Genomic DNA, 22,530 nt, shown 5'->3' with positions numbered 1-22,530 from the left:
TAAAGCTTAATAAGATCAATCCACAAGCGCAATCGAGAGGATATCGCATTGGCAAATGATGAAGCTGCAAACAAAAGCACATTTTCCAGACATTCGGGCATCGATCCCATCAAGCTGATCATTGACGGGATAGAGCGCGAATTTGACATCGATAATGCGGAATTACCCGCATGGATTGAAGATAATGCGCTTGGCTCTGGTGGGTATCCCTACCCCGACCAAATGCCATCCAAAGAATATAAAGCCACTTTGGAACTGTTGCAGATTGAACTTGTTAAAATGCAATATTGGCTGCAGGAAACTGGCAAACGAGTCATCTGCCTGTTTGAAGGCCGTGATGCGGCAGGCAAAGGCGGCACGATTTTTACCTTACGCGAATTTATGAATCCGCGTACGGCGCGCAATGTAGCCCTGACCAAGCCAACCGAAACCGAAAATGGTCAATGGTATTTCCAGCGTTATGTCGCCCATTTTCCAACCGCTGCCGAATTCGTCACCTTCGACCGCTCATGGTATAACCGCGCCGGGGTTGAAGTGGTGATGAATTTTTGTACGCTGCAACAACTTGAAACATTTCTGATTGAAGCACCTGATCTGGAGAAAATGATCGTCGCCGACGGTATTTATTTCTTTAAATTCTGGCTGGATATCGGGCAGGAAATGCAATTGAAGCGCTTTCATGAGCGTCGCCACAGTCCGCTGAAAGATTGGAAATTTTCGCCCATTGATGTGGCAGGCATTACCCGCTGGCAGGATTATTCCGATGCCTGCCATGTGATGATCGAACGCACCAGCACCAAACATGCACCATGGACGATCATCCGCTCCAATGACAAACGGCGGGCGCGTCTGGCCGCAATCCGCCGTGTGTTGCTGACACTTCCTTATGAAGGGCGCGATCTCACCGCCATCGGCGAGGAAGATACTAATATCATTGGTTCAGGCACCGCATTTTTGGCGTCATCCAAATAAACAGTACTTTGGTAAATGCTTTTCTTTACCAGATTTTGCATTGCCGTTTCACTTTTGAAATGAGGGGTCTTTTCCCATAAAAAAGGCTCCTTCATCAGCTGTAAAAGCGCCCGCCATGTAGCACATGAAATCATGATCCAGTAAGGTACAATGCCGAGCAAATAAGGATAACCGTCCATCTCGCTCTTTTCTGCCGCTCTGGCGCTCAACAAATAATAGCTGATGTAAGCCATCACGATATTCATCATATCAATCGTGAGCAGCATCACGTGGCGCACTTCGAACGGCGAGAAGAAGGCAGAGACCACCAAAAAGATCATAGTCAACAGCATCAACGGATGGAAAAGCGCAGAAATAATCAGACCCAGCATATAGACCTGGCTGATGATGAAGCGTTTGAAGCCAAGCTGCCGGTTTGTTTCTACGGGGTTGCGCAAATGAACCAAACTTGTCTGCATCCAGCCTTTCATCCAACGGGTGCGCTGCTTGTACCAATCAGGGAAATTTTCCGGTGCATCTTCTATCGTGCCATGCGTAATGGTTTTAATGCCATAGCCAAACCGCGCCAGACGCACACCGAGATCGGCATCTTCCGTCACATTATAAGCATCCCATCCGCCAACTTTTTCCAAAACTTCCCGGCGCATATGGTTAGAGGTGCCTCCAAGCGGCATCACCAGATCATGGTGTGCCATCCAAGGTAAAAGCCCGCGGAAAAGGCCGGTATATTCAAACGAAAACAAACGGGTGAGGAAATTATGACGGAAATTGCCGATAATGAGAGGTGCCTGTACACAAGCCAGTTTTTCACCACCATTTTGAAACGCTGCCCAGGCATCAAGCAATTGCAAAGGATGCGGACGATCTTCAGCATCAAAAACAGCAACAAAATCTCCGCGCGCAAATTGCAGCGCATAATTCAGCGCTTTAGGTTTTGTGCGCGGCCCGACATTCGGCACACGTACCACTTCCATAAAGGGGGGTAATTTAAAATAACCAAGCACACGCAAAGTTTCACGATCATCGGCTTCACAAATGATTTTAATATCCAACCGCCCGCGCGGCCAATGCAGATTGCCCAGCGCCTCCAGCAATTGCGGAATGACATCGGATTCTTTGTAAAGAGGCACCAAAACACTATAACAAGGCAGGTCAGCCGGCAGTGGCAAATGACGCTGCATTTTAGGCAAACGCTGCACAGACATTGCAGCTAAAAGTCTCACACCAACACAAGTGAAAAAGAAACAACTCAGGAAAATATGAAAAGCAAATAATGTCGGCCATAAAAAGCTAAAAAAAAGAAAGGCAAGCACACTGACACCAAAAGCTAAAAAAAATGCCTGTCTTGTATCCAGCACACGTCGACTTGAATATTTTGCCGGCGTCATCATCACAGCTTTGCGCACCAAGTCATGTTTTTTGCTGCGCCTATCCAGAATTTGAATAACAGAAGGTGGGCAAACCGCGAAATTGAAATTCAAAGGCGGATTGGTGTTCAGGTAATTTTTAAGCGCGCCCATCTGCTTTACCGACGGAGATATATAAAGCAAAACTTTGTTTTGCGGATCAAGCACCAAAGCATGCTGAATAGCGTGCAACTCAACCGGAATCCGGCTTTTGTCATCAATCACTCGGCAAGATGTGATACGATCACGAAAGGGCAGTCCCAGATATTCTGCCACAACGCCATATAAAACAACCTCACTGGTCACCCCTGAACAGTGAAGCTCATTTAAAAAGAGTTCCGGGTCACTGCCCGCTCGCATATAAGCCTTTTTAAGCTCATTGCGCGCAACGCCATATTGCTCAAGGCGGGCACTTAAATTACAACACAGACTAAAATCATTCTCATTTACCTTATCTACTCTCAATTACGTGCCCCCCGCACAAATAATGATGAGTTACATTAAGAAAATCAGATTATAATAAATCAGCCATAGAAAACTCCATTCAGAACAGATATTCTTACTTGGATGTAAGAATTGCATAGAAATCTATGCTTAACAATATAGCTATTAGAACTAGAATGATTTTTCAAAAAACAAACATCTTGATTGAGAATATCTAGGCAGAAATGATGAAATTTATATGACGCAGTTTCAATAAAATTTGACATTTTTTTAAACAAAAATGAATAATATAACTGTCTACCAGTCGAATTGAGGTTTTATAGTGCGATTTTCAGCAATATTGCTTGCAATGGGTTGTCTTTATTACGGGCAGGTTTTTGCAGCACCGGCGCAACCTCAATTTATCAACAGCTCCATCAAGCAGAAGCCGACGGATCTGACCGGCTTGGTTCGTCTGCGTTTTTTAACAACAACAGATTTCGCGCCTTTTAATTATCTCAACACTCAAGGCCAATTAAACGGTTATAATATTGATCTTGCACGTGCTCTTTGCCGTGAATTAAAGCTCGAGAACATATGCCAGATTGAAGCTCTGCCTTGGAATGAACTGCAAGCAGCCCTTGATAAGGGTGAAGGCGAAGCCATCATTGCCGGTCTCACTCCGACAAAAGACAACCGTACAAAATACGATTTTTCACGCCCCTATTTAAAATTTCCTGCACGCTTCATTGCGCTCAAAACAGTCAGCGCAGATATGAAGATCAATGATAGCGATTGGGAAAAGCCGGTCGGTCTGATCGCAAACAGCAAACATGCAGATGTTTTTCAAAAGTTTTTCCCTGATTTCAAAGTACAAAATTTTGAAGATCACGAAGGAATGTTGAAAGCACTGCAACAACAAGAAATTGCTGCGATCTTTGATGACGGGCTTGCTTTAGCTTTCATGCTGGAGGATGAGGAAGGCCATAATTGCTGCCACTTTGTTGGAAAAGCTTATTATTCTCCGCAATTAAACAATAACCAGATGACGATTACAGTCACACATAACAATAAACGCCTCACCCGCGCTTTTGATTACGCATTATCAAACTTAGAGAAAAAAGGCGCATTGAACGAAATCTATATGCGCCATTTTCCGGTCAGTTTTTACTAACGGGTTTTAGTCCAGCTTGCGGAACCGCACCCGTGCGCTGCGTTCAATCGCGGCAACGGTCAATTCATCCAGATCCCAACGGTCACGCAGCATTTGCAGCAAAGCAAGCTCTTCCTGCTCGACATGCAAATCCGCAGCTGCAACTTCTACAGCCAATGCATAAGCCGTATCATATAATCTTGGCGGCAGAGCGTCATGAGCAAGGTCGAGAATTTTCTCCAAACCGTCCTCGTCGGCCAAAAGATTATAGCAATCTTCAGCCAAAATAACGACCCGTTCCTTATCAAAACCGCTAAAGACCGGTAAACGCGTCACCACATTGCCGATTGAATCCAATTCCGCATCGGTCATTTGCGTATCGGCAGCTGATGTCAGTACCATAATATAAACAAGGGCATCCTGAGGCGTAATCTGCGGCATTCATAGCTCCTGCATGATCGATGAATCAGCTTAAAACCGATTTATTTTCGAAGGTTAGGCAGAGGAGCGCATCTGCGCAAGCGACAATAAGCGAAATTATCATCGCCACTCCGATATAAACTCTGGAAAATTGCGGCAAAGAAACCACAGCAAACCGACGATTCAAGCTTTATCTATGCTAATATGATTGACGTAAACCTGCCGCAGCAATAGAGCATAGATATGGCTCCGACAGAGCCGCCTTGATAAATATAGGTAACGGTATTTTTTGCCACCTTTCAACTTTAGGAAAATCCTCATGACGACGCAACGCCTTCCCGAAATTATGCTGACCCCGGAATTGACCGCGGCGGCTGCGGAAGCAAAAGCGTGGCCATTTGAGGAGGCGCGAAAAATACTCAAACGGTATGAAAAAACGGGGCTACCCGAAACAGTTCTGTTTGAAACCGGTTATGGCCCGTCAGGTCTGCCGCATATCGGCACCTTTGGTGAAGTTGCCCGCACAACCATGGTGCGCAATGCTTTCCGTGTACTGACAGATGACAAGGTTAAGACCAAGCTTTTGTGCTTCTCTGACGATATGGACGGCATGCGCAAAATTCCGGACAATGTGCCTGACCGTGCATTTTTGGAGCCGCATCTGCACAAGCCTTTGTCAGCTGTACCAAACCCGTTTGGCGGTGAATACAAAACTTTTGCCGATCATAATAATGCGATGCTGTGCCGCTTCCTCGACACTTTCGGTTTTGATTACGAATTTGCCAGTGCAACCGAATATTACAAGAACGGTCGTTTCGACGAAGTTCTGCTGCGTGCCGCCGAACGTTTTGACGACATTATGAAAGTGATGCTGCCGACGCTTGGTGAAGAACGTCAGGCCACTTACAGCCCGTTCCTGCCGATCTCGCCAATTTCCGGCCGTGTCCTTTATGTGCCGATGAAGCATGTGGATGCGAAAAACGGCACCATCACTTTTGATGATGAAAATGGTGAAGAAACAACATTGCCTGTCACCGGCGGTCATGTGAAGCTTCAGTGGAAGCCTGACTTCGGCATGCGCTGGGCAGCACTCGGCGTTGATTTTGAAATGTTTGGTAAAGACCACCAAACCAATGCTGCCGTTTACGACCGAATCTGCGAAATCTTAGGCGGCCGTGCGCCGGAACATTTTGTTTATGAACTGTTTCTGGATGAATTGGGACAAAAGATTTCCAAGTCCAAGGGTAATGGTATTTCCATTGATGAATGGCTGACCTATGCGCCTGAGACAAGCCTTGGTCTTTACATGTTCCAGAAGCCAAAGACTGCAAAGCGTCTTTACTTTGATGTGATCCCTAAGGCCGTTGATGAGTATTTCACCTATCTTTCCGCCTATGAGCGTCAATCATGGAAAGAACGTCTGAACAATCCGGTCTGGCATCAGCACAGCGGCAATCCGCCAAAAGTTAACATGCCGGTGCCGTTTGCACTGTTGCTCAATCTGGTCAGCGCTTCAAACGCTGAAAACAGTGATGTTCTCTGGGGCTTCATTTCCCGTTATGCGGAGGGTGTTACAGCTTCAAGCAATCCTGAGCTTGATGCACTTGTTGGTTATGCGCTGCGTTACTTCAACGACTTCGTCAAGCCAACGAAGAAATTCCGCGCAGCGGATGATGTTGAACGCGATACATTGGCAAAAGTTGAAGCCAAGCTCGGCGAAATCGACAAGCAGGCTGATGGCAGCCAAATTCAAAATGCTATACTTGATGTGGCACGTGCAATCGAGCGCTATCAGGATCATACCAAAAAGAGCCCTGAAGGTGGCCCAGGTGTTTCAGTTTCCTTCTTCCAGATGCTTTATGAAGTGCTGATCGGTCAGGAACGCGGACCGCGCTTTGGTTCTTTCATCGCCCTTTACGGCATTGATGAAACCCGCGCTTTGATCAATAAAGCATTGGCGGGTCAGCTGGTTTAAGCACTGTTAAATACCATTTAAAAGCCGCCCTGAAATTTTTCAGAGCGGCTTTTTTATGATCCCCTAATCTTTTGGCACAGGTGGGAAATAGCCAGCTGGCCGCTCCCCATTCATTGCGGGCACGCCCGAAGGGGGCTCAATAAGGGACTGCGGTAATGGTGCAAGCTCCGGCATCAGCGACACCGGCTTATTACCCCAAATGCCACGTTTGGCGTTTTCTGCTTCTTTGCCCAAATTCGCATAAGCACCACCGCCAGCCGCTTTGACCCAGCCGTTATGTACCAGCCATTCAGCGGCATTTTCTGCACCCAATACACAATCAGTGGTGACATCCACTTTCCCACCGGCATTTTCAGGCAAACGGCAACGCAATGTTTTACTACCGATCCATGATCTGAAAGCAGTACGCGCATGTATGCCACAATTCCACTGAACTAAATTATCGCCCCGACATTGCTCATTGACTTGCGTCACAACAATATCATTCAAAGTAATAATATGGCTGTTTCCCTCCAAACGACCTGCGGCAACAGCAATAGCACCATATATCATTTGCATCGGCTCATCATCCGGCACCAGATACGCTAAATTTTTTGTTTCTGCTGTAGACGCATCACTGTCGGTCTTTGTTGTTTCAGCCTCGAATGCTTGATCAATCACTTCAGGTGCATCCTCATGATCAGGTAGAATATCGATCTGATTATCTTCCGCGCCCGATGGTGCTTGCGGTGCACTTTGATCAGGCTCGCTATAGTCAAAATCTTCAATGATAATGGATTGTCCACCATTACTATCGTCCACGACCGGATCCAATGCGCCATAAAAGGGTGCGATAAAAACCGCGGCCAAAACACAACCGGTGAACAAGGCCAAACATGCAGGAACAGCTCTTTGATATGAAGCAACCATTACTGGCTTGCCCATACAACACGGGCGATCCACTCAATTTGATGCGATTCAAAAGTACGGTTCGGATGTTCGGGATTGGCCGACAACAGCTCAATATTACGCGGGGTCTGACGTTGCAAAATCTTTGCCATCACTTCCCCCTCTTTGGTTTTCACCACCACGCGGTCACCACGGCGCACAGAAGCATTGGGCGATACAATCAACGTATCTCCATCGCGGTAGAGCGGAAGCATTGAATCGCCTGACACTTCCAAAGCATAAACTGTTTCGTCAGGGCTGGCCGGAAACTCCACCACATCCCAGCCTTGACCAGCCGGAAAACCGGCATCGTCAAAAAAACCGCCGGCACCGGCCTCTGCCATACCCAGCAAAGGGATAGAGCGCGGCTGTTCCAGATAATCACTCGGCAACAAGGGACTGTCACCGCGCATCAGCTTGCTAAATTCTTCAAAACTGGCGCCTGTCGCATCCATGACTTTTGCCAGAGATTCAGTTGAAGGCCAACGGGCCCGACCATCAGCCGCATGACGTTTGGATTTATTAAAGGCAGTCGGGTCAAGTCCGGCGCGGCGCGCCAATCCGGACGGACTTAAAGAATAACGTTCAGCCAGCGCATCAATAGCGGCCCAAACATTGTCGTGAGAAAACATGTTGGCAACCTTAAAAAGGATTAATTACCCATAAATGAGCTTTATAAGGATAAACTACCTAATATTAATAAGTGATGCAAGATGTTGAAATTAACAGGAGCCATAATCACACCAATTTAAGGATATTTTCCCATTCCAGTGACAAGCCGATTGCAATTTCATTCAATGGATAAATGATAAAAAACGAAACCCTGTCCGTCAATAATGACCGGCCAGCCCTATAACGAAGTAATAAAAACAACAAATTACGCAAAGATTTAACGACTTATTTACCATACTCGTAAGAAAGTGCGCAATGTCACATCCATAATTACAATGCTTTTGTGTTTGTGGTTCGGCACTCTTATTGTTTGAAAAGCGGCATCTGTCATGACCAATACACGCTCTCCATTACAAGAACTGAATATGCGCCGTGCTCATAATGCGCCGATGGAAGAGTTGCATAAAACACTGGAAACGCTGGAACAAAGATTAAAAGAAATGACCGGCGGGCAGAAAAACACTGCCGAACCGGAGGCTGAATTACCATCACACGCCAAGCCGCATATGAATCTTGCCGATATTGCCGCGACACTTGACCGGCAAATCGCCTCCGCAGCCGACAAGCCAGCTCCGAATAAATTTGCAGCGCCGTTGCCAAAAGCTGATCTTAGCTTTGATGAAGAGCTGGCAAGAATTGAAAATAGTGTTGATATTTTAACGGCACAAAACGCCGAGGAAAACGGGGACAACACCACTTTGCACTATGTGCGCGAGACTGCTGAACATCTGCAGGAAGAATTGGAAGCGTTGAAGCGCATGATGGAGACCATGGCGCGCGAGGAATCTTTGCGTCACTTAAGCCATCGCTGGGATCAGTTCAACGAAAAATTCGATGCTTTCGAACAAAACCAAAATCAAAAAACACAGGCTGAGTTTCCCGAACTGAGCGCCATCAGTGACCGCTTGGATGATGTGCGCCGTGCCATTGATGCCATGCCGCAAATGCAGGCAGTCTCCATTCAACCGATGGAAGAGCGCTTAAGCAGCTTGTCACAATCCATCGAACAGATGCTTGGCAACAAAGACGGATATACCATTCCGCACGTTCTCGACGAACGCCTTGACGAGATCAGCCGTGCAATTCTTGCCGGTAATATGAAACGCCCCGACATAGAAGAAATCCGCCGCGCCGAAGCTGTTTCGCAAGAATTGCTGACACGTATGGCCGGGCTTTCACAACGCATTGATTGTTTAAGCGAAAGCAGCTCCCTGCCCTTACAGCAGATCGAAACACTGGCCAAGCAAATCCGCCTGATTGCTACCTATATCGACCGTGCACTGGAAAGTGGCCCTGCGCAGGAACTGGAAAAGGTCAATACACGTCTTGATGAGATTGCCCGTCAGCTGAACGATGTCGAAACACGTTTCAGCATGCCGGAAGAAACGCTTTTTGCCGCTCTTGACCAACGTTTTGATGCATTGGTTCTGCGTCTTGACGAACAGTTTTCGCAGCCCTCCGGCAATCATGATATGATGCACAATCTGGAAATCCAGATTGCCGCTATTGCCGCGCAACTTGCCGCGCCGCAAGATCATCACGCAATCGTCAAAGATTTGTCACCGCGCCTTGAGCAGCTTGAAACAGCCGTTTTACAAACGCGTGAAAATACGATTGATATCGCGCGCCAAGCCGCCGAAGCAGCAATGGAAAAATTTGCCGCCCAAGCCCATCAATATGACAGCGGGCTTGTCAAAGAGCTCGCCAATGACATGCGTGCGCTTGAGCAGCTTGCACGCCATAATAATGAGCGTAACGAGCATAGCTTTGAAAGCGTTCACAGCACTTTGCAAAAAGTAGTCGAACGTCTAAGCACGCTTGAAGAGCGTCATAAAGCAACAATGGCCCCAAACGCTCAGCCTGAAGTCAAGCCTTCATCAGAGGCTGCCAAGCCTCTTTTAAGTGCGACCAAAACACCAACCTCCATTTCGAGCGATTTATCCGATCTGAGTGTTACCCACCCGTTGGCGGCAATCGAGAAACCGGCTGACCTGCCGGATTTGAATGCCATTATGAAACGGGTACGCGGTGAACCGGGTTTGACTGCCGGTCTGCGCCAGGAAAATCACCACAAAAGTGATTTAATCTCTGCTGCCCGTACTGCTGCACAAATGGCAGCACAAGAAGCAGAGCGCATCAATGCTCATGAACATAAGCATCAGGAAAGCAACAAAACATCAAAGAAATCATCTTTCACCCAGCTGATTGCCCGCCAACGAAAGCCTATTTTCTTAGGTATTAGTGCTATCATGGTGACGCTTGCGGCTTTGCAAGCCGGCGAGATTTACTTCAACAAATCCTTGGTTGCTCCTCAACCACAAATGGCAGAAAAAGCACCCACTGTCGAAGAGGTGATTGATAACAGCACAGTTGCAAGCACAACCGAGCCGGAAAAAGCACCCGTTGTGGCAGTAACCAAGCCTGTCACAGAAGAAAAAACCGAAACTGCGCCGCTCACTTTCACGCCATTAAGTGCAGAACAGGCAGCAGAATCTGTTACGACCGAAACGATCGCAGCCAATGAACCTGTAGCCGAACAAACAACACTAACAGCATTGCCGGAAATCAGCATGGAAGCGGGACCTCTTGCGTTGCGTGAAGCCGCAGCTCAGGGCGATGCCATTGCTTTGTTTGAAATCGGCAACCGTTACACCGACGGTATCGGTACAGAAGCTAATCTGGCGAAGGCTGCCGAATTTTATGCCGCTGCTTCTGAGCGCGGCTTTGCTCCGGCACAATATCGCTACGGCAATTTGAATGAGAAAGGCCTCGGCCTGCCACGCAATCTTGAAAAAGCCAAGCATTGGTATTTGCAAGCCGCCGAAAAGGGCAATGCGAGTGCCATGCATAATCTGGCCGTTCTTTATGCCACGGGTGGTGATAATGCCCCCGACAATAAAGCAGCCATCCAATGGTTTGAAAAAGCTGCCGAGCGCGATGTCAAAGACAGCCAATATAATTTAGGCATTCTTTATGCACAGGGCATGGGTACCAAGCTTGATCTGGAAGAAAGTTATAAATGGTTTGCGCTCGCTGCCCAATCAGGTGACAAAGATGCCGCCGACAAGCGCGATCAGGTCGGCAAGGCACTTGGCGAGCAAAAATTGAAACAAGCTGAAGGCAAGGTCGCGCTGTGGAAACCAAAGACACTGGATCAGGCAGCCAATTCAACCAGCATTCCTGACAGCTGGGCCGATGAAAATCCGGTACAGACCGGTTCTGTCGATATGAAAAAGGCGGTTCGCAATATTCAGCTGATTTTGCAAAAAAACGGCTATAATATCGGTACTGCAGATGGTTTGATGGGGGATAAAACCCGCAACGCCATCAAGCAATTCCAGAGTGCCAATGGTGAAGAGCCGACCGGAGAAGTCAATCCGCAATTGGTTAAACTTTTACTTGATCATAATAAGTAACTTGGACCAGCCACGTTCAAGCTGATTATCTATAAAACCATGACATGATTACAACAGTGATCATGTCCGGTAACCTTATATTCAATAGATATTTGACATTATACCCTTGAGAGCGCAAGACACTGATAAGGATCAAGGTGTTGCGGCCAAGCGCGAGCCGTAAAACGTAGCTGTCATTGCGCCAAAAAAACCGGAAGCGGAATTGGGTATTTATCTCCCCATTGCGGAATTGTCGGTCAACATGTTCGTTTTATTGGGCATGGGGGCGGCGGTCGGTTTTTTGTCAGGGCTGTTCGGGGTCGGCGGCGGCTTTCTGATCACGCCTTTACTCATCTTCTACAATATTCCGCCAGCTATTGCCGTTGCAACCGGTGCCAATCAGGTGATTGCCTCCTCCGTCTCAGGTGCTTTGGTGCATTTCAAACGGCGAACGCTCGATATTAAGCTCGGCACTTTACTGGTGATGGGCGGCCTCGTCGGCTCGCTGCTTGGTATTTATGTTTTTTCATGGCTGCGTGAACTGGGTCAGCTCGATCTGATCGTATCCATTCTTTATGTGTTTTTTCTCGGTACTGTCGGCGGTCTGATGCTGGTGGAAAGCTGGAAGACCCTGCGCCGCAACAAATCAGGGTCAGCACCGGTCAGAAAATCCAGACACCATAACTGGATCCACAAATTACCGTTCAAGATGCGTTTCCGCGCCTCGATGATCTATGTCAGCATTATTCCGGTGCTCGGCATCGGTTTTTTCATCGGTCTTTTATCATCCGTGATGGGGGTCGGCGGCGGCTTCATCATGGTGCCGGCATTGATCTATATACTACGCGTGCCCACCAATGTGGTGGTCGGAACATCTTTGTTCCAAATCACTTTCGTTACCGCTTTCACCACCGTCATGCAGGCAACCACCAACCAGTCGGTCGATATTGTACTGGCCTTTTTGCTGATGGTGGGCGGGGTGATCGGCGCGCAATATGGCGCAAGAGCAGGACAGAAATTACGCGGTGAACAATTGCGCCTGCTACTGGCTTTGATGGTGCTGGCCGTGGCGCTGCGTCTTGGCTATGATCTTTTCATCCGGCCGGACAATCTGTTTTCCATCTCCATTGTGGATTCATAATCATGCAGTGGCGGCTCTCTCATCTCATTCCATATGCAGCACTTATATCGGGCTTAGCCGCAATCCCGACCCATGCCGTTGAGCCGGAAACAGCATTAAACCTGCCACACCTGCAGACACCTGCCTCGGAAACAATCGAGATCGGTCTTTCTACCGAAACAATTTCGATTACCTCCAATTTCGGCGGTGCCAATCTGACCATTTTCGGTGCACTCGATAATGCTGATCCGCTTATTCAGCGACAAGGTCGTTATGACATTATCGTCGTGCTGCAAGGACCTTCACGCGATCTGGTTGTACGCAAAAAAGAACGCCATCTCGGTGTTTGGATCAATGCTGCATCCGAAACCTTTTTAGGTGTACCGCTCTCCTATTCGCTGGCTTCAACGCGTAATTTACAGGATATAACCGACCCCAAAACTTATCGCCAACTCTCGGTTGGTACCAATAATTTTTACATGGCACCGGAAGACCCCAACAGTCTTTCCGGCAATATTCCTATTTTCAGCGATGAATTGCGTGCGATTAAAACCCGCCAAGGGCTTTATACCCAGCGTATTGGCGGCGTGGAATTTATCTCACGTACCCTGTTTCGTGCCACCCTTGCACTACCGGCCAATGTGCCGGTAGGACGCCATAAAGCGCGCGCTTTGTTATTCCGCAACGGCGTGTTTTTACGTGAAGCCAATGCCGGATTGGAAATTGTCAAAGCCGGTTTTGAGCAAAGTGTTTATGAGGCCGCGCATAAGCATAGCCTCTGGTATGGTTTATTTGCTGTTTTTCTCGCAATGTTTACCGGCTGGTTCGGCCGTGTCCTGTTTAAAAAAGACTAAATCAGGCATCCGGATTCTCAGCACGTCTCCAACGTTGCATGCGTGGCCAGAAACCATGCAGCAATGCCAAGCCTACCCCTGCCATCAGCCCCAGGATCAAGCCCGCAATGACGATCATTTTGCGCTTTGGCGCAGAAGCGACCAATGGCGGACGTGCTTCCGTGATCACCCGTACATTGGAGCTGTTGAGGCTTTCTTGTTCATTGGTCTCGCGTGAGCGCATCAAAAAGGATTCATAAATGCTGCGATGTGCCTCGGCTTCGCGTTCCAGTTCGCGTAGTTTCACTCGTTCCGCATTACTGCCGGCATGTTGCACTTTCATCTGTGCCAGCCGCGCGCCCAATTCCTGCTGCTGCTGCTCGGAGCGCTTCTGCTCAACCTGCAATGACGAACGTACACGGCCCAGCTCGGCATTAATTTCACGTCGCGCGCCAGCCACCTGCGACTGTGCCTGTATCAATTGCGGATGCTTAGGCCCCAAGGTCATCGCCAGACCATCAGCAGTTGAGCGGGCCGTTGCATATTGTCCGCGCAAGAGTGTCAAAGTGTTGGATTGCAGTTCTTCAGGTAAAACTCCAGACAAAACACTATCCGACGTTGCTTCACTCAAAACTTTGGCACGTGCGTTCAAACGCACAGTTTCAGCGCGCTGCGTCGAAAGCTGTTCATTCAACCGTGCCAGATCATCATCACTTATCGAGCGTCCTTGCAGATCAATCAGATCATGCTCTGCACGAAATTTATCAACGGCATTTTCTGCTTTCTGAACGGCCAATTTCAAATCAGCCAGACGTTTGGACAAATCTTCCGAGGTGCGGCGCGCTGCATTTTGTTGCAGTGAACTTAGCTCGTCTTGAAAAACACGGCTGATTGTATTGGCAAGATTTGCAGATTTGACCGGATTTTGCGTCTTAACACCGATTGTAAAAATAAATGTCTTGGCATCACGTTCCAAAATCAAGCTTTTGGCAAGATTTTGCAAAACCTGTGTTTCCATAATTGCCGGATCGACCGGTTCTTTGGAAGAAAACTTTCCCCGAATATCTTTAATAATATTGGCCAAAGGTCCAACGGGGGCGGCATTGCCGTTAAATTCAGGATCAGCCATTAGGTCTGTATCCTTGATCACTTTCAGCAAAACGCTGCTGGAGCCGATCAGCCGTACCTGACTTTCAGCAATAGCAAGGGTTGCATCGGTGGGCAATTGACCGGGTGTCAATTCACGCTCCACCACTTTAATGTCACGCGGATCGACCAGCAAATCCGTATAGGCTGTATAAATATTAGGCAATGACAGCGCATAAAGAATAGCAACAACACCACCAATGGCAGTGCTGGCGACCAAAATCTTCTTTGAGTTTTCAAGAATATTAAACACTAGGCGTGGGTCGATCAGCGGCTTCCAGCCTTTGCCCTGATCTGCCTGATCATCAACCGCTTCCTCCTGCATCAAAGCGAGACTATCTTCAATCTGCCGTTGCTGCACTTTTTCAAATCCGCGATCAATCTCCTGCTTGATTTCAGCAAGTTTGCGCTGGATTTCCGCCATTTCTTCATTGTCAGCAATGGAAGCAGGCTCGGACAAGACAGCAGATATCTTTTCCGGTTTCGCTGCGTGGTCAGTTTTTTCACGCGATCGTCCAGCCACGGGCGGTACCCATGGCGGCACGACAAATTCATGCGGTTCACGAATATTGAATTTGTCATCAGGTTGCGAAAGCTGTGGCGGGGCAGACAAATCTGTTTCTACACGCAACGAACGGCGCGCATAAGACAAGAGCGGCTTGGCGGCTCTGTCATCATGTCTGCCTTTCTCATCTGTCATTTCGTCACCGTGATTTTTCCCAACACAATTGATCCAACAATCGCCGGATTAGCGGTAAGGATAAATTTTTATGGAAAATAAATGGTTAACATCGTACTGAATTCAAAAGATTATTGCTTTTACTCTCCCAAGCCAACCGGATTTTAAACTTTGGGTCTTAGTTTTCATCTTCTGTAGACAAAAATAGTGGCGGATTGACTTTGAAATTCAGTTTACCCTTGCAAAAACTAACCAAAACCATCTCACCCGAGGTGATGCGGGGTTATATTGCGCTGATTAGCGGCTCATTAGGACGACTGGTCGTATCGCTGATCTATTTCATTGCACTCGCCAACTCGCTTTCGCTTGCCGATTTTGGTCTTTTTGCCACCGCATCAGCTGCTGGGGTCGTCTTATCCCGACTTGTTGCACTTGGGTTTAACTCGCCTCTTTATCGTATTGCTACTGTCAAGCCGCACCTGCTTGGCACTTATACCGTCGGTTATCTTCTTTCCATCCTTGCCTCCCTTCCGCTTTTTTCACTCGCAACAGTCATCGCCTACTTGATTTTTTTCAAAGATAATGTCGCTTTTTGGCCATTTGCCATCATCATTATTGCAGAAGCACTTGTCTGGCGCTCGGCCGAAATTATCATCATCGTCAATAATGGTTTAGGGCGTTTCGGCCGAGGTTCATTTTTAACCATCGCAGGCACCGCAGCACGCTCGCTGGCCGCCTTTCTCTTTGCCTTTACCAGCACAAAGGATATCTCCCATTGGGCATGGTGGTATTTAGCTGCCAATCTGTTTTCACTGCTTTTGGCGCTGCAATTTTATCCAAAAGTACGGCTTCGTTTGCGTCCTAAACTTTATGCAAGACGGATAGCTGATTCACTGTCTGTCACAGCTGCCGAGTTCTTGTTTTACTTACAAAATGAATTCGACAAACTTTTGGTGTTGAGTTTTGGAGGCCCGACCATTGCCGGTATTTACGCCATTATCATGCGGCTTGTGGATTTAACTGCCGTACCGATCCGCTCGTTCAACATGATGCTGGTTCAAAAACTGATGCGTACGCCCGACATGTTGACATCGACAAAAATCAAAGCCTCCATAGAGGGTGCCATTTTTGCCATTTCAACCATGGCTTTGGCAGGGTTGGCAGCGATTTTATATGTATTTCCCAACGCTTTAGGTAGTAATGTCGCGCCGGTTGCCAGCTTAGTACCACTTGTTTTGCTGGTGCCGGGTTTGCGTAATCTGATTGAATATCAAAATGAATTGCTTTATGCACGCGGCCAGTCGGGCTTACGCGCCATCAATTTAAGCATAACAACAATGATCAAAGCACTGTTCATCTGGGTTTTACTACGCAATATCTATAACGATAATGACTGGATTGTCTGGCTGAATGCCGGTTTCTTCGGACTTTACCTTCTATCGGCCTGTTTCACTTATTGGCATATCAAGAAGCCTGCAAATAGAGTTTAAAGCCCCACAATTCGCTTCACTGTAGTGCTATCCATATTCATGAAAGATTGCAGACCGATCGCTACCTGATCGGGACGCATATCACGCATAAAAGCATCAAACTTTGCCTGATCGGGTGCCGGCCCAAACCAATAAACATGGCAAATGCTCCAATCGATATGGAAATGCCCGCGGCCTTTTTCTATTTCATCAACATATTGGCCGTATAAAATACATTCCGAATAATCGCGTGCTTGTCCAAGCACCTTAACCCATGAGCGGCCGTTTTGCTGCTCGATATGGCGGCACATGGCAAGGACTGCATCCCGTCGCCATGAAACAACATTGGCAATATAATCATGCTGGCCATGCTCTTTGATGCCCATGATACGGGCCGCATTATCCGACCAGTCGCGATGCGGCGGCGTCGGCGGGTTCAGCATTGCCTGATCATAGCGCAACAAACGGATGTCATCACCATGCCACAACTGATCAGCTGAAAATTCACGCAGGAATGCAACATCGGAATCGCAGAATAAAAAGCCGTCGACATCAACATGTTCGGCAATAGCAATGCGTCGCAATTGCTGCACATGCCACCCATAGAGCGGTTTGGTAAAGGGTGAAACCCAGATTTGTCTTTTGCCCCAGGTTTTCGGATCCGGCATCGACCATAACCAGCGAGGCAATAAATCACGCTCGTCAATGATGATGCGGCTCGCATTTTCCAATTGCTTGAACAAAGCCACATCACGATGAGCAACCAGAATATAATGCGCTTCAAAACCGGTCACATAACGATCCAGTGTCTCACACAGCAAACGGCAGCGATCAAAATCTTTGTCGTAACTGGCCGTTACCAGTGCCATGCGTTTAGCCATTATTATTTCCCTTAAAGCCCAAGTGATATTTGAGCAGATGCCATAAAAACAACGGATTGCCAACGAGATAGCGTCGCCACAAACGCTGCGGTTCTTGCAACAGACGATAGACCCATTCTATCCTGAGTTTGCGCATCCAAAGGGGGGCGCGTCTGGCTCTACCGGCCTGAAAATCAAACAAAGCGCCAACACCGAAAACCGCTGTGCAATGATCGGTCGTAATTTTGTTGGCTATGAACATCTCCTGCCGCGGCACGCCCATGGCAACCAGCAAAATATGCGGGCGGAACTGCGCCAGTTTGTCTAAAATAGCAACCTCCTGATCATCGCCAAAAAAACCGTCGGCAATCACCTGCACATCATGTTGCGGTGCATGATTTTTTAATGCGACGCAAGCACGCTGCACATCTTCAGATTTGGCACCTAAAAGCCCGACACGCAACGGTTCCTTGATCAGAGCCAGCAAAGCCGGAACAAAATCTGTGCCATTGAGATTATCGGGAAATGAACTCCCGTGCAGAACACGTGAAGCAATATCAACACCGATACCGTCGGGTAATATCAAAAAGTGCTCAAGTGCTTGGCGATAATCGGCATTTGCTTGCGCCACATTGGCACAATGCGCATTAAGCCATGCAATTCGTGTAAAAACGCTGTCATGAATGTTTCGCGCCACAAGCTCCAAGGCTGGCTGCCATTTTAAAGCAACCACCGAAATGCCCAGAATATCGCGTTGCGAAACGTTCTCCATGATAAGCTTTTTGTTGTCCCCGTTCACAATACTGCCAGACCTTGTTTGATCGCTTGATCCATAGCTGTTAGTTGTTGATAATAAAATGCTTCACCGTCAAGCTGGCAGCGCTCGCCATTTCGTGCATGTTTCACTTGTACTTCCAATGCTGCGGCAAAGGCTGCAGGTTCATCTGCCAAAATACAATTGTCAGGAATTTGGGCGATACCACGCACCGAATGACGCGTTGCCACACAAGGCATACCGAGCTCAAATGTTTCGATGGTTTTAAGTTGCACACCGGTTCCGGCCACACTAATGAGCGGGATCACAGCCGCACTTTCAACAAATGCTACCGCATCCGGAACACGTCCTAGAAACTCGATATCCGGCCAAGCAACAATCAAATCAGCCGGCGTGCTACCCGCCACTGCAATTTTAATATCCGGATTGAGCAGCGGTTTGACTTCACGCAAGAACCACTCAAGACCAATGCGGTTCGGCTGCCACGTCCATGTGCCGATCAATGCCAGATCATAGTGCAACTCACGTGTGACAGGTTTGACCGGCTCTTTGCTTGTCACCAGCGGCAGGGTTGCAAATTTGATAGGCTGAAGCCCCAGCATTTTGCCGTCTTCATCGGCAAGCGTGAATACAAATTTTGCCTGATCGCATAAACGTTTCTCAAGCTTTGCCAATAATTTTGCTTCGCGTTTGAACAAAATCTTCTGCAGCAGATCTTTGACCGCGTTCGCATTTTCTTCGGCCGAGCGATGTTCCACATTATGCGCTATAAAAATGGATGGTTTATCTTCAAACACATGCTCAAAGGCACCGGCAAATGCAACACCATTGAGAATATAGGCATCAAACTCACCAGCAGAGGCAATTGCATCGCGCAAAACCTGATCAGAAATTACCCGCAATTTAACCGAAGAAACAGTCAAATTGGTACGGATTGCCTTCAAAATCCATTTTATTTTTTGTTTGAAACCAGCATCTTGGGTACGGACATCCACCTCGCCCAGCACAATTGTTTTATCCGGCATGGAAGCTTTTCTCTCCGGCCAGTTAAACCCTACTATCGTCACATCCGCGCCGGCACGAAGCAAACCGTGAATGATTGCTGCATTCGCCACTTCATAGCCGGTCATACTGCCATGACTGGGCACTAATGAGGTGATGAATAACAATCGCAATGGTTGCACTTTCCTGTCCGCCTTATCAAAATGCTTTTCTTCAATCATAACTTCATTTTCATAAAGACTTGTTTAAAGCAAAGATGCAGTTGAATTTAATTTCCACAAACTTTGCACAAAACATACAGGTTCCGTTAAGATATAAATTAAAAACAATGCAAAAATAAACAACCTGGCAATAGTTTTCAGGTATCTGATCATCAAAGACATGACACCGGAACTTTTTTGGGTCATTCGGCATGATTAAAGGTTTTAAATCAAATGTTGCCAGCATTATCGGAACATATCAGCATATTTGCAACCAGCGCCGGTCTTGATTATCAAGCGGTCGATACGGTGATAACTCTGCCGACATTCCGCCGCCCTGATCATGTCATCGAGACGCTTCAATCTTTAAAAGCCCAAATAACCACACGTCATTTTGCAATCATTTTGGTGGAGAATGAAGCGGGGGCCCATGAGGGCGCCACTGCTGCGGCTCCTTTATTTTTGAACGGTGAATGTAACGGCATGATCATTGTAGAGAGTGCACGCGGCAATTGTAATGCCTATAATGCGGCATGGCTGACCGCCTTGCAGCACTTCCCCAATGTTCAACAACTCATCGTCATTGATGATGATGAGATTGCCGCACCCGACTGGTTGGAGACCATGTGTCAAGCCAAGGAAACCTATCAGGCTGATCTGGTTGGCGGGCCGCAGATTCCGGTTTTTGAAAATGATGGTCTTAATCACTGGGCCAAACATCCGGTCTTTTCACCGCCTTACCATTCAAGCGGCAAGGTGCCGGTGCTTTATTCCTCCGGCAATTTGCTGGTCTCACGCGCCGTGCTTGATAAAATGCCATTTCCTTTTCTGGATCTGGCATTCAATTTTACCGGAGGCGGTGATTCTGACTTTATCAGCCGTAGTCTTGTCGCAGGCTTTACCACCGCATGGTCGGCGGAAGCGAAAGTTTTTGAAACCATCCCTTCACGCCGGCTTGAAGGTGATTGGATCAGAGACAGAGGCTTACGCAATGGTATGCTTTCAACACAAATTGAACAGCGTAAACGTGCGAAAGAGTCTTTTGCAAATCTAAAAGTTTTCTTAAGGAGTGCAGCTATTTTAGGTGTCTCGCCGGTTAAAGCACTGATCAAAGGCATGAAGTCCAAGTCAACCAGGATCGGCCTTTATTATATTCACGTCGGCCTTGGCCGGGTTGCAGCTCATTTCGGATATAATCATGAACAATACCGCAATCCGGAAAAAAACTGAGCCAGCAACGCAGGCATATGTGCGCAAGGCTACCCGCAGCGCGGCCATTGCGATGAGCACTATCATATTCTCCATTTTGCTGATCTCCTTCCGCCCTTTTCAGGGGCGTTTTGAAGCACAAGAAGGAGGTGACATCGTCAATCAGCTCGGCTTCAGTATCTTAGGGGTTGTTTCAGTCATCTGCCTTTTCACATTGGGCAAGCCGCATTTTCTACGTCAATTATTAAGTCCGGGCTGGATTTTAATGTGCGGCTTTTTGCTGATGTCCGCCTTTATTGCACCCGACCCGATGGCCACAATCCGTACGGTTATTTTCACTCTGATCGGCATGGTCTGCATGTTTTCCATTGCCGGACTGTTACAGGATGCCGATGGGTTTTCCAAAACCATCACGATAGTTTCAGGACTGGTGATTGCTTTGTCTTTCATCGGCGTGGTTGTTGTGCCGGATTTGGCCACCCACGGTTATGATGTGGTTGAGCCGCCAAACTCTTACCTGTGGCGCGGCGTTTTTGTTCATAAAAACATTGCCGGCCCCGTGATGGCGGCCTTTGCTTTTTCAGGCATTTATCTGATGCGCCGCGGTATGGTGTTGCGCGGGCTGATCATTATGATTACCGCCACCATCTTCGTCTCGCAAACCGGTTCCAAAACCACCACAGCCCTTATTCCGCTTGCAATGATTGTCATTATTTTTCCGGCACTTCTCGGCTGGCGATGGCTGACCTTCATCACCACGCTCAGCACCCATATTGTTTTAGGTCTGCTCACCATCGGCACGATTTTGTTCAAACCGTTGCGCGACTTTATGGAAAGCACGCCGATTGATGCGACCTTTACCGGTCGCACTTCAATATGGAGCTTTGCCCTGGAGAAGCTGGCACAACGCCCTTGGACAGGCTTCGGCTTTGAAAGTTTCTGGAGTTCACCCATCAGCGTCGATGCGGCCAATCCTTATTATTTGGATTGGGATGTACGCTCTATTGTGCACGGGCATAATGGCTACCTTGATATCGCCATGACAATGGGCATTCCGGCACTGATTTGTGCTGTCATGGTTTTAATCATCCTGCCATTATTTGATTATTTGCGCTGCAAGAAAACAAGAGAAAATATTCTGCTCGCTGATTTCTTTTTGATGGTGGTGTTTTTCTGTACACTAAGCGCCCATCTGGAGAGCTTCTTTTTCAGAAGAATTGATCCGGCATGGCTTATTTTGATGTTGTCAGCTTTCGGCTTGCATTTGTGCGCACGGATAGAAATCCCCACCCATGACCGTTAGTCCTGCTTGATCACAGCCTGCCCGCGGGTTAGATCACGCACCATATCCAGTAAAGTGTCCGCCTGATCTTCCGGCAGCGCATAATACATCTCCACACCATCGCTTAGAAAAGCCGCATCGCGCAATTGCGCATGGAGAACGCTGCCAAGACGTGCTTTCAACAAAGCATGATCGGAAAAACCACAACGAATATTCACAAGACGAAGCGGGATAACTTCCTGCTTTTCAGCGGCACGCAAACATAAAGCAGCCGTGCCGCCATAAGCACGGATCAAACCACCGCTGCCAAGCAAAATGCCGCCGAACCAGCGGGTCACCACCACCACGACATTATCCAGTTCCAGCCCGTCAATCGTTTGTAAAATCGGTTTACCTGCCGTGCCGCTCGGTTCGCCATCATCATTGAAACGGTAATTTTGCCCCATCCGCCATGCAAAGCAATTATGGTTGGCACCTGCTTGACTATTCGTTTGCAGAAAGGCTTTTGCCTCTTCTTCATTCGCAACAGGTGCAGCGACCGCCAGAAACCGGCTCTTCTTAATATCCTGTTCAAATGTCTCTAAGCGCGTGATGGTGAACATATGTTTTGTA

At 47.8% G+C, this 22,530-nt stretch carries 18 protein-coding genes; 9 read left to right on the top strand and 9 right to left on the bottom strand.

Translation table 11 applies throughout. The annotated features are described in order from the left end of the window. Positions 1 to 48: 48 nt before the first annotated feature. A complete protein-coding gene (gene ppk2, locus JNC77_RS03255; RefSeq protein ID WP_374829371.1) occupies positions 49 to 972 on the top strand; it encodes a polyphosphate kinase 2 in 924 nt (307 codons plus the stop codon). Here the strand turns inward: ppk2 and JNC77_RS03250 are convergent. Continuing rightward, positions 885 to 2,738: a glycosyltransferase gene (locus tag JNC77_RS03250; RefSeq protein ID WP_374830477.1), complete on the bottom strand. Its 1,854-nt coding sequence runs from the start codon at positions 2,736 to 2,738 to the stop codon at positions 885 to 887. The two genes, ppk2 and JNC77_RS03250, sit on opposite strands and share 88 nt — an antisense overlap. A gap of 406 nt (positions 2,739 to 3,144) precedes the next feature. On the opposite strand from JNC77_RS03250, the gene JNC77_RS03245 reads away from it, so the two are divergent. Next, positions 3,145 to 3,975 carry a transporter substrate-binding domain-containing protein gene (locus JNC77_RS03245; RefSeq protein ID WP_374829369.1) on the top strand — a complete coding sequence of 277 codons (831 nt, stop codon included), beginning with the start codon at positions 3,145 to 3,147 and terminating at the stop codon, positions 3,973 to 3,975. 6 nt (positions 3,976 to 3,981) lie between these two features. On the opposite strand, the gene JNC77_RS03240 is transcribed toward JNC77_RS03245, so the two are convergent. Then, entirely contained in the window at positions 3,982 to 4,395 is a 414-nt protein-coding gene (locus JNC77_RS03240; protein ID WP_374829367.1) for a tellurite resistance TerB family protein, read from the bottom strand. A gap of 298 nt (positions 4,396 to 4,693) precedes the next feature. On the opposite strand from JNC77_RS03240, the gene JNC77_RS03235 reads away from it, so the two are divergent. Beyond that, positions 4,694 to 6,349 (top strand): lysine--tRNA ligase, encoded by a 1,656-nt coding sequence (locus tag JNC77_RS03235; protein ID WP_374829365.1) that lies wholly within the window; start codon positions 4,694 to 4,696, stop codon positions 6,347 to 6,349. 63 nt (positions 6,350 to 6,412) lie between these two features. Here the strand turns inward: JNC77_RS03235 and JNC77_RS03230 are convergent, their stop codons facing one another. Continuing rightward, positions 6,413 to 7,258: a thermonuclease family protein gene (locus JNC77_RS03230; RefSeq protein ID WP_374829363.1), complete on the bottom strand. Its 846-nt coding sequence runs from the start codon at positions 7,256 to 7,258 to the stop codon at positions 6,413 to 6,415. Further along, positions 7,258 to 7,908, bottom strand: a complete 651-nt coding sequence (locus JNC77_RS03225) for a S24 family peptidase (RefSeq protein ID WP_374829361.1) — start codon at positions 7,906 to 7,908, stop codon at positions 7,258 to 7,260. Before JNC77_RS03225 ends, JNC77_RS03230 begins: the two co-directional genes overlap by 1 nt. 369 nt (positions 7,909 to 8,277) lie before the next feature. On the opposite strand from JNC77_RS03225, the gene JNC77_RS03220 reads away from it, so the two are divergent. The 3 genes from JNC77_RS03220 (at position 8,278) to JNC77_RS03210 (ending at position 13,317) form a co-directional block, all read left to right on the top strand. Continuing rightward, a complete protein-coding gene (locus JNC77_RS03220) occupies positions 8,278 to 11,364 on the top strand; it encodes a peptidoglycan-binding protein (RefSeq protein ID WP_374829359.1) in 3,087 nt (1,028 codons plus the stop codon). A gap of 241 nt (positions 11,365 to 11,605) precedes the next feature. After that, the gene (locus JNC77_RS03215) at positions 11,606 to 12,484 is read left to right on the top strand and encodes a sulfite exporter TauE/SafE family protein (protein ID WP_374830475.1); all 879 of its coding nucleotides are present in this window, start codon (positions 11,606 to 11,608) and stop codon (positions 12,482 to 12,484) included. A gap of 2 nt (positions 12,485 to 12,486) precedes the next feature. Then, a complete protein-coding gene (locus JNC77_RS03210; protein WP_374829357.1) occupies positions 12,487 to 13,317 on the top strand; it encodes a TIGR02186 family protein in 831 nt (276 codons plus the stop codon). 1 nt (position 13,318) lies between these two features. On the opposite strand, the gene JNC77_RS03205 is transcribed toward JNC77_RS03210, so the two are convergent. Beyond that, on the bottom strand, positions 13,319 to 15,142 hold the full coding sequence (locus JNC77_RS03205) for a GumC family protein (RefSeq protein ID WP_374829355.1): 1,824 nt from the start codon (positions 15,140 to 15,142) through the stop codon (positions 13,319 to 13,321). Between the two features lie 254 nt (positions 15,143 to 15,396). Between JNC77_RS03205 and JNC77_RS03200 the strand changes: the two genes are divergently transcribed. Continuing rightward, positions 15,397 to 16,611, top strand: coding sequence for a lipopolysaccharide biosynthesis protein (locus JNC77_RS03200; protein ID WP_374830473.1), 1,215 nt, complete (start codon positions 15,397 to 15,399; stop codon positions 16,609 to 16,611). Here JNC77_RS03200 and JNC77_RS03195 read toward each other — a convergent pair. The 3 genes from JNC77_RS03195 to JNC77_RS03185 are packed head-to-tail and all read right to left on the bottom strand — an operon-like array spanning position 16,608 to position 19,409. Further along, positions 16,608 to 17,471 carry a DUF6492 family protein gene (locus JNC77_RS03195; RefSeq protein ID WP_374829353.1) on the bottom strand — a complete coding sequence of 288 codons (864 nt, stop codon included), beginning with the start codon at positions 17,469 to 17,471 and terminating at the stop codon, positions 16,608 to 16,610. The genes JNC77_RS03200 and JNC77_RS03195 overlap by 4 nt on opposite strands. Beyond that, a complete protein-coding gene (locus tag JNC77_RS03190; RefSeq protein ID WP_374829351.1) occupies positions 17,464 to 18,222 on the bottom strand; it encodes a WecB/TagA/CpsF family glycosyltransferase in 759 nt (252 codons plus the stop codon). Before JNC77_RS03190 ends, JNC77_RS03195 begins: the two co-directional genes overlap by 8 nt. Positions 18,223 to 18,245: 23 nt before the next feature. Beyond that, positions 18,246 to 19,409: a glycosyltransferase gene (locus JNC77_RS03185; protein ID WP_374830471.1), complete on the bottom strand. Its 1,164-nt coding sequence runs from the start codon at positions 19,407 to 19,409 to the stop codon at positions 18,246 to 18,248. A gap of 255 nt (positions 19,410 to 19,664) precedes the next feature. On the opposite strand from JNC77_RS03185, the gene JNC77_RS03180 reads away from it, so the two are divergent. Then, positions 19,665 to 20,657 (top strand): glycosyltransferase family 2 protein, encoded by a 993-nt coding sequence (locus JNC77_RS03180; RefSeq protein WP_374830469.1) that lies wholly within the window; start codon positions 19,665 to 19,667, stop codon positions 20,655 to 20,657. Continuing rightward, positions 20,626 to 21,939 carry an O-antigen ligase family protein gene (locus JNC77_RS03175; RefSeq protein ID WP_374829349.1) on the top strand — a complete coding sequence of 438 codons (1,314 nt, stop codon included), beginning with the start codon at positions 20,626 to 20,628 and terminating at the stop codon, positions 21,937 to 21,939. Before JNC77_RS03180 ends, JNC77_RS03175 begins: the two co-directional genes overlap by 32 nt. On the opposite strand, the gene JNC77_RS03170 is transcribed toward JNC77_RS03175, so the two are convergent. Further along, positions 21,936 to 22,520 carry an IMPACT family protein gene (locus JNC77_RS03170; protein WP_374829347.1) on the bottom strand — a complete coding sequence of 195 codons (585 nt, stop codon included), beginning with the start codon at positions 22,518 to 22,520 and terminating at the stop codon, positions 21,936 to 21,938. The genes JNC77_RS03175 and JNC77_RS03170 overlap by 4 nt on opposite strands. Positions 22,521 to 22,530: the final 10 nt, after the last annotated feature.

It is taken from the genome of Paenochrobactrum pullorum, assembly GCF_041929845.1.
Lineage (GTDB): Bacteria > Pseudomonadota > Alphaproteobacteria > Rhizobiales > Rhizobiaceae > Paenochrobactrum > Paenochrobactrum pullorum.
Note: the sequence above shows the minus strand (reverse complement) of the source record. Positions and strands in the feature narration are given on the sequence as shown.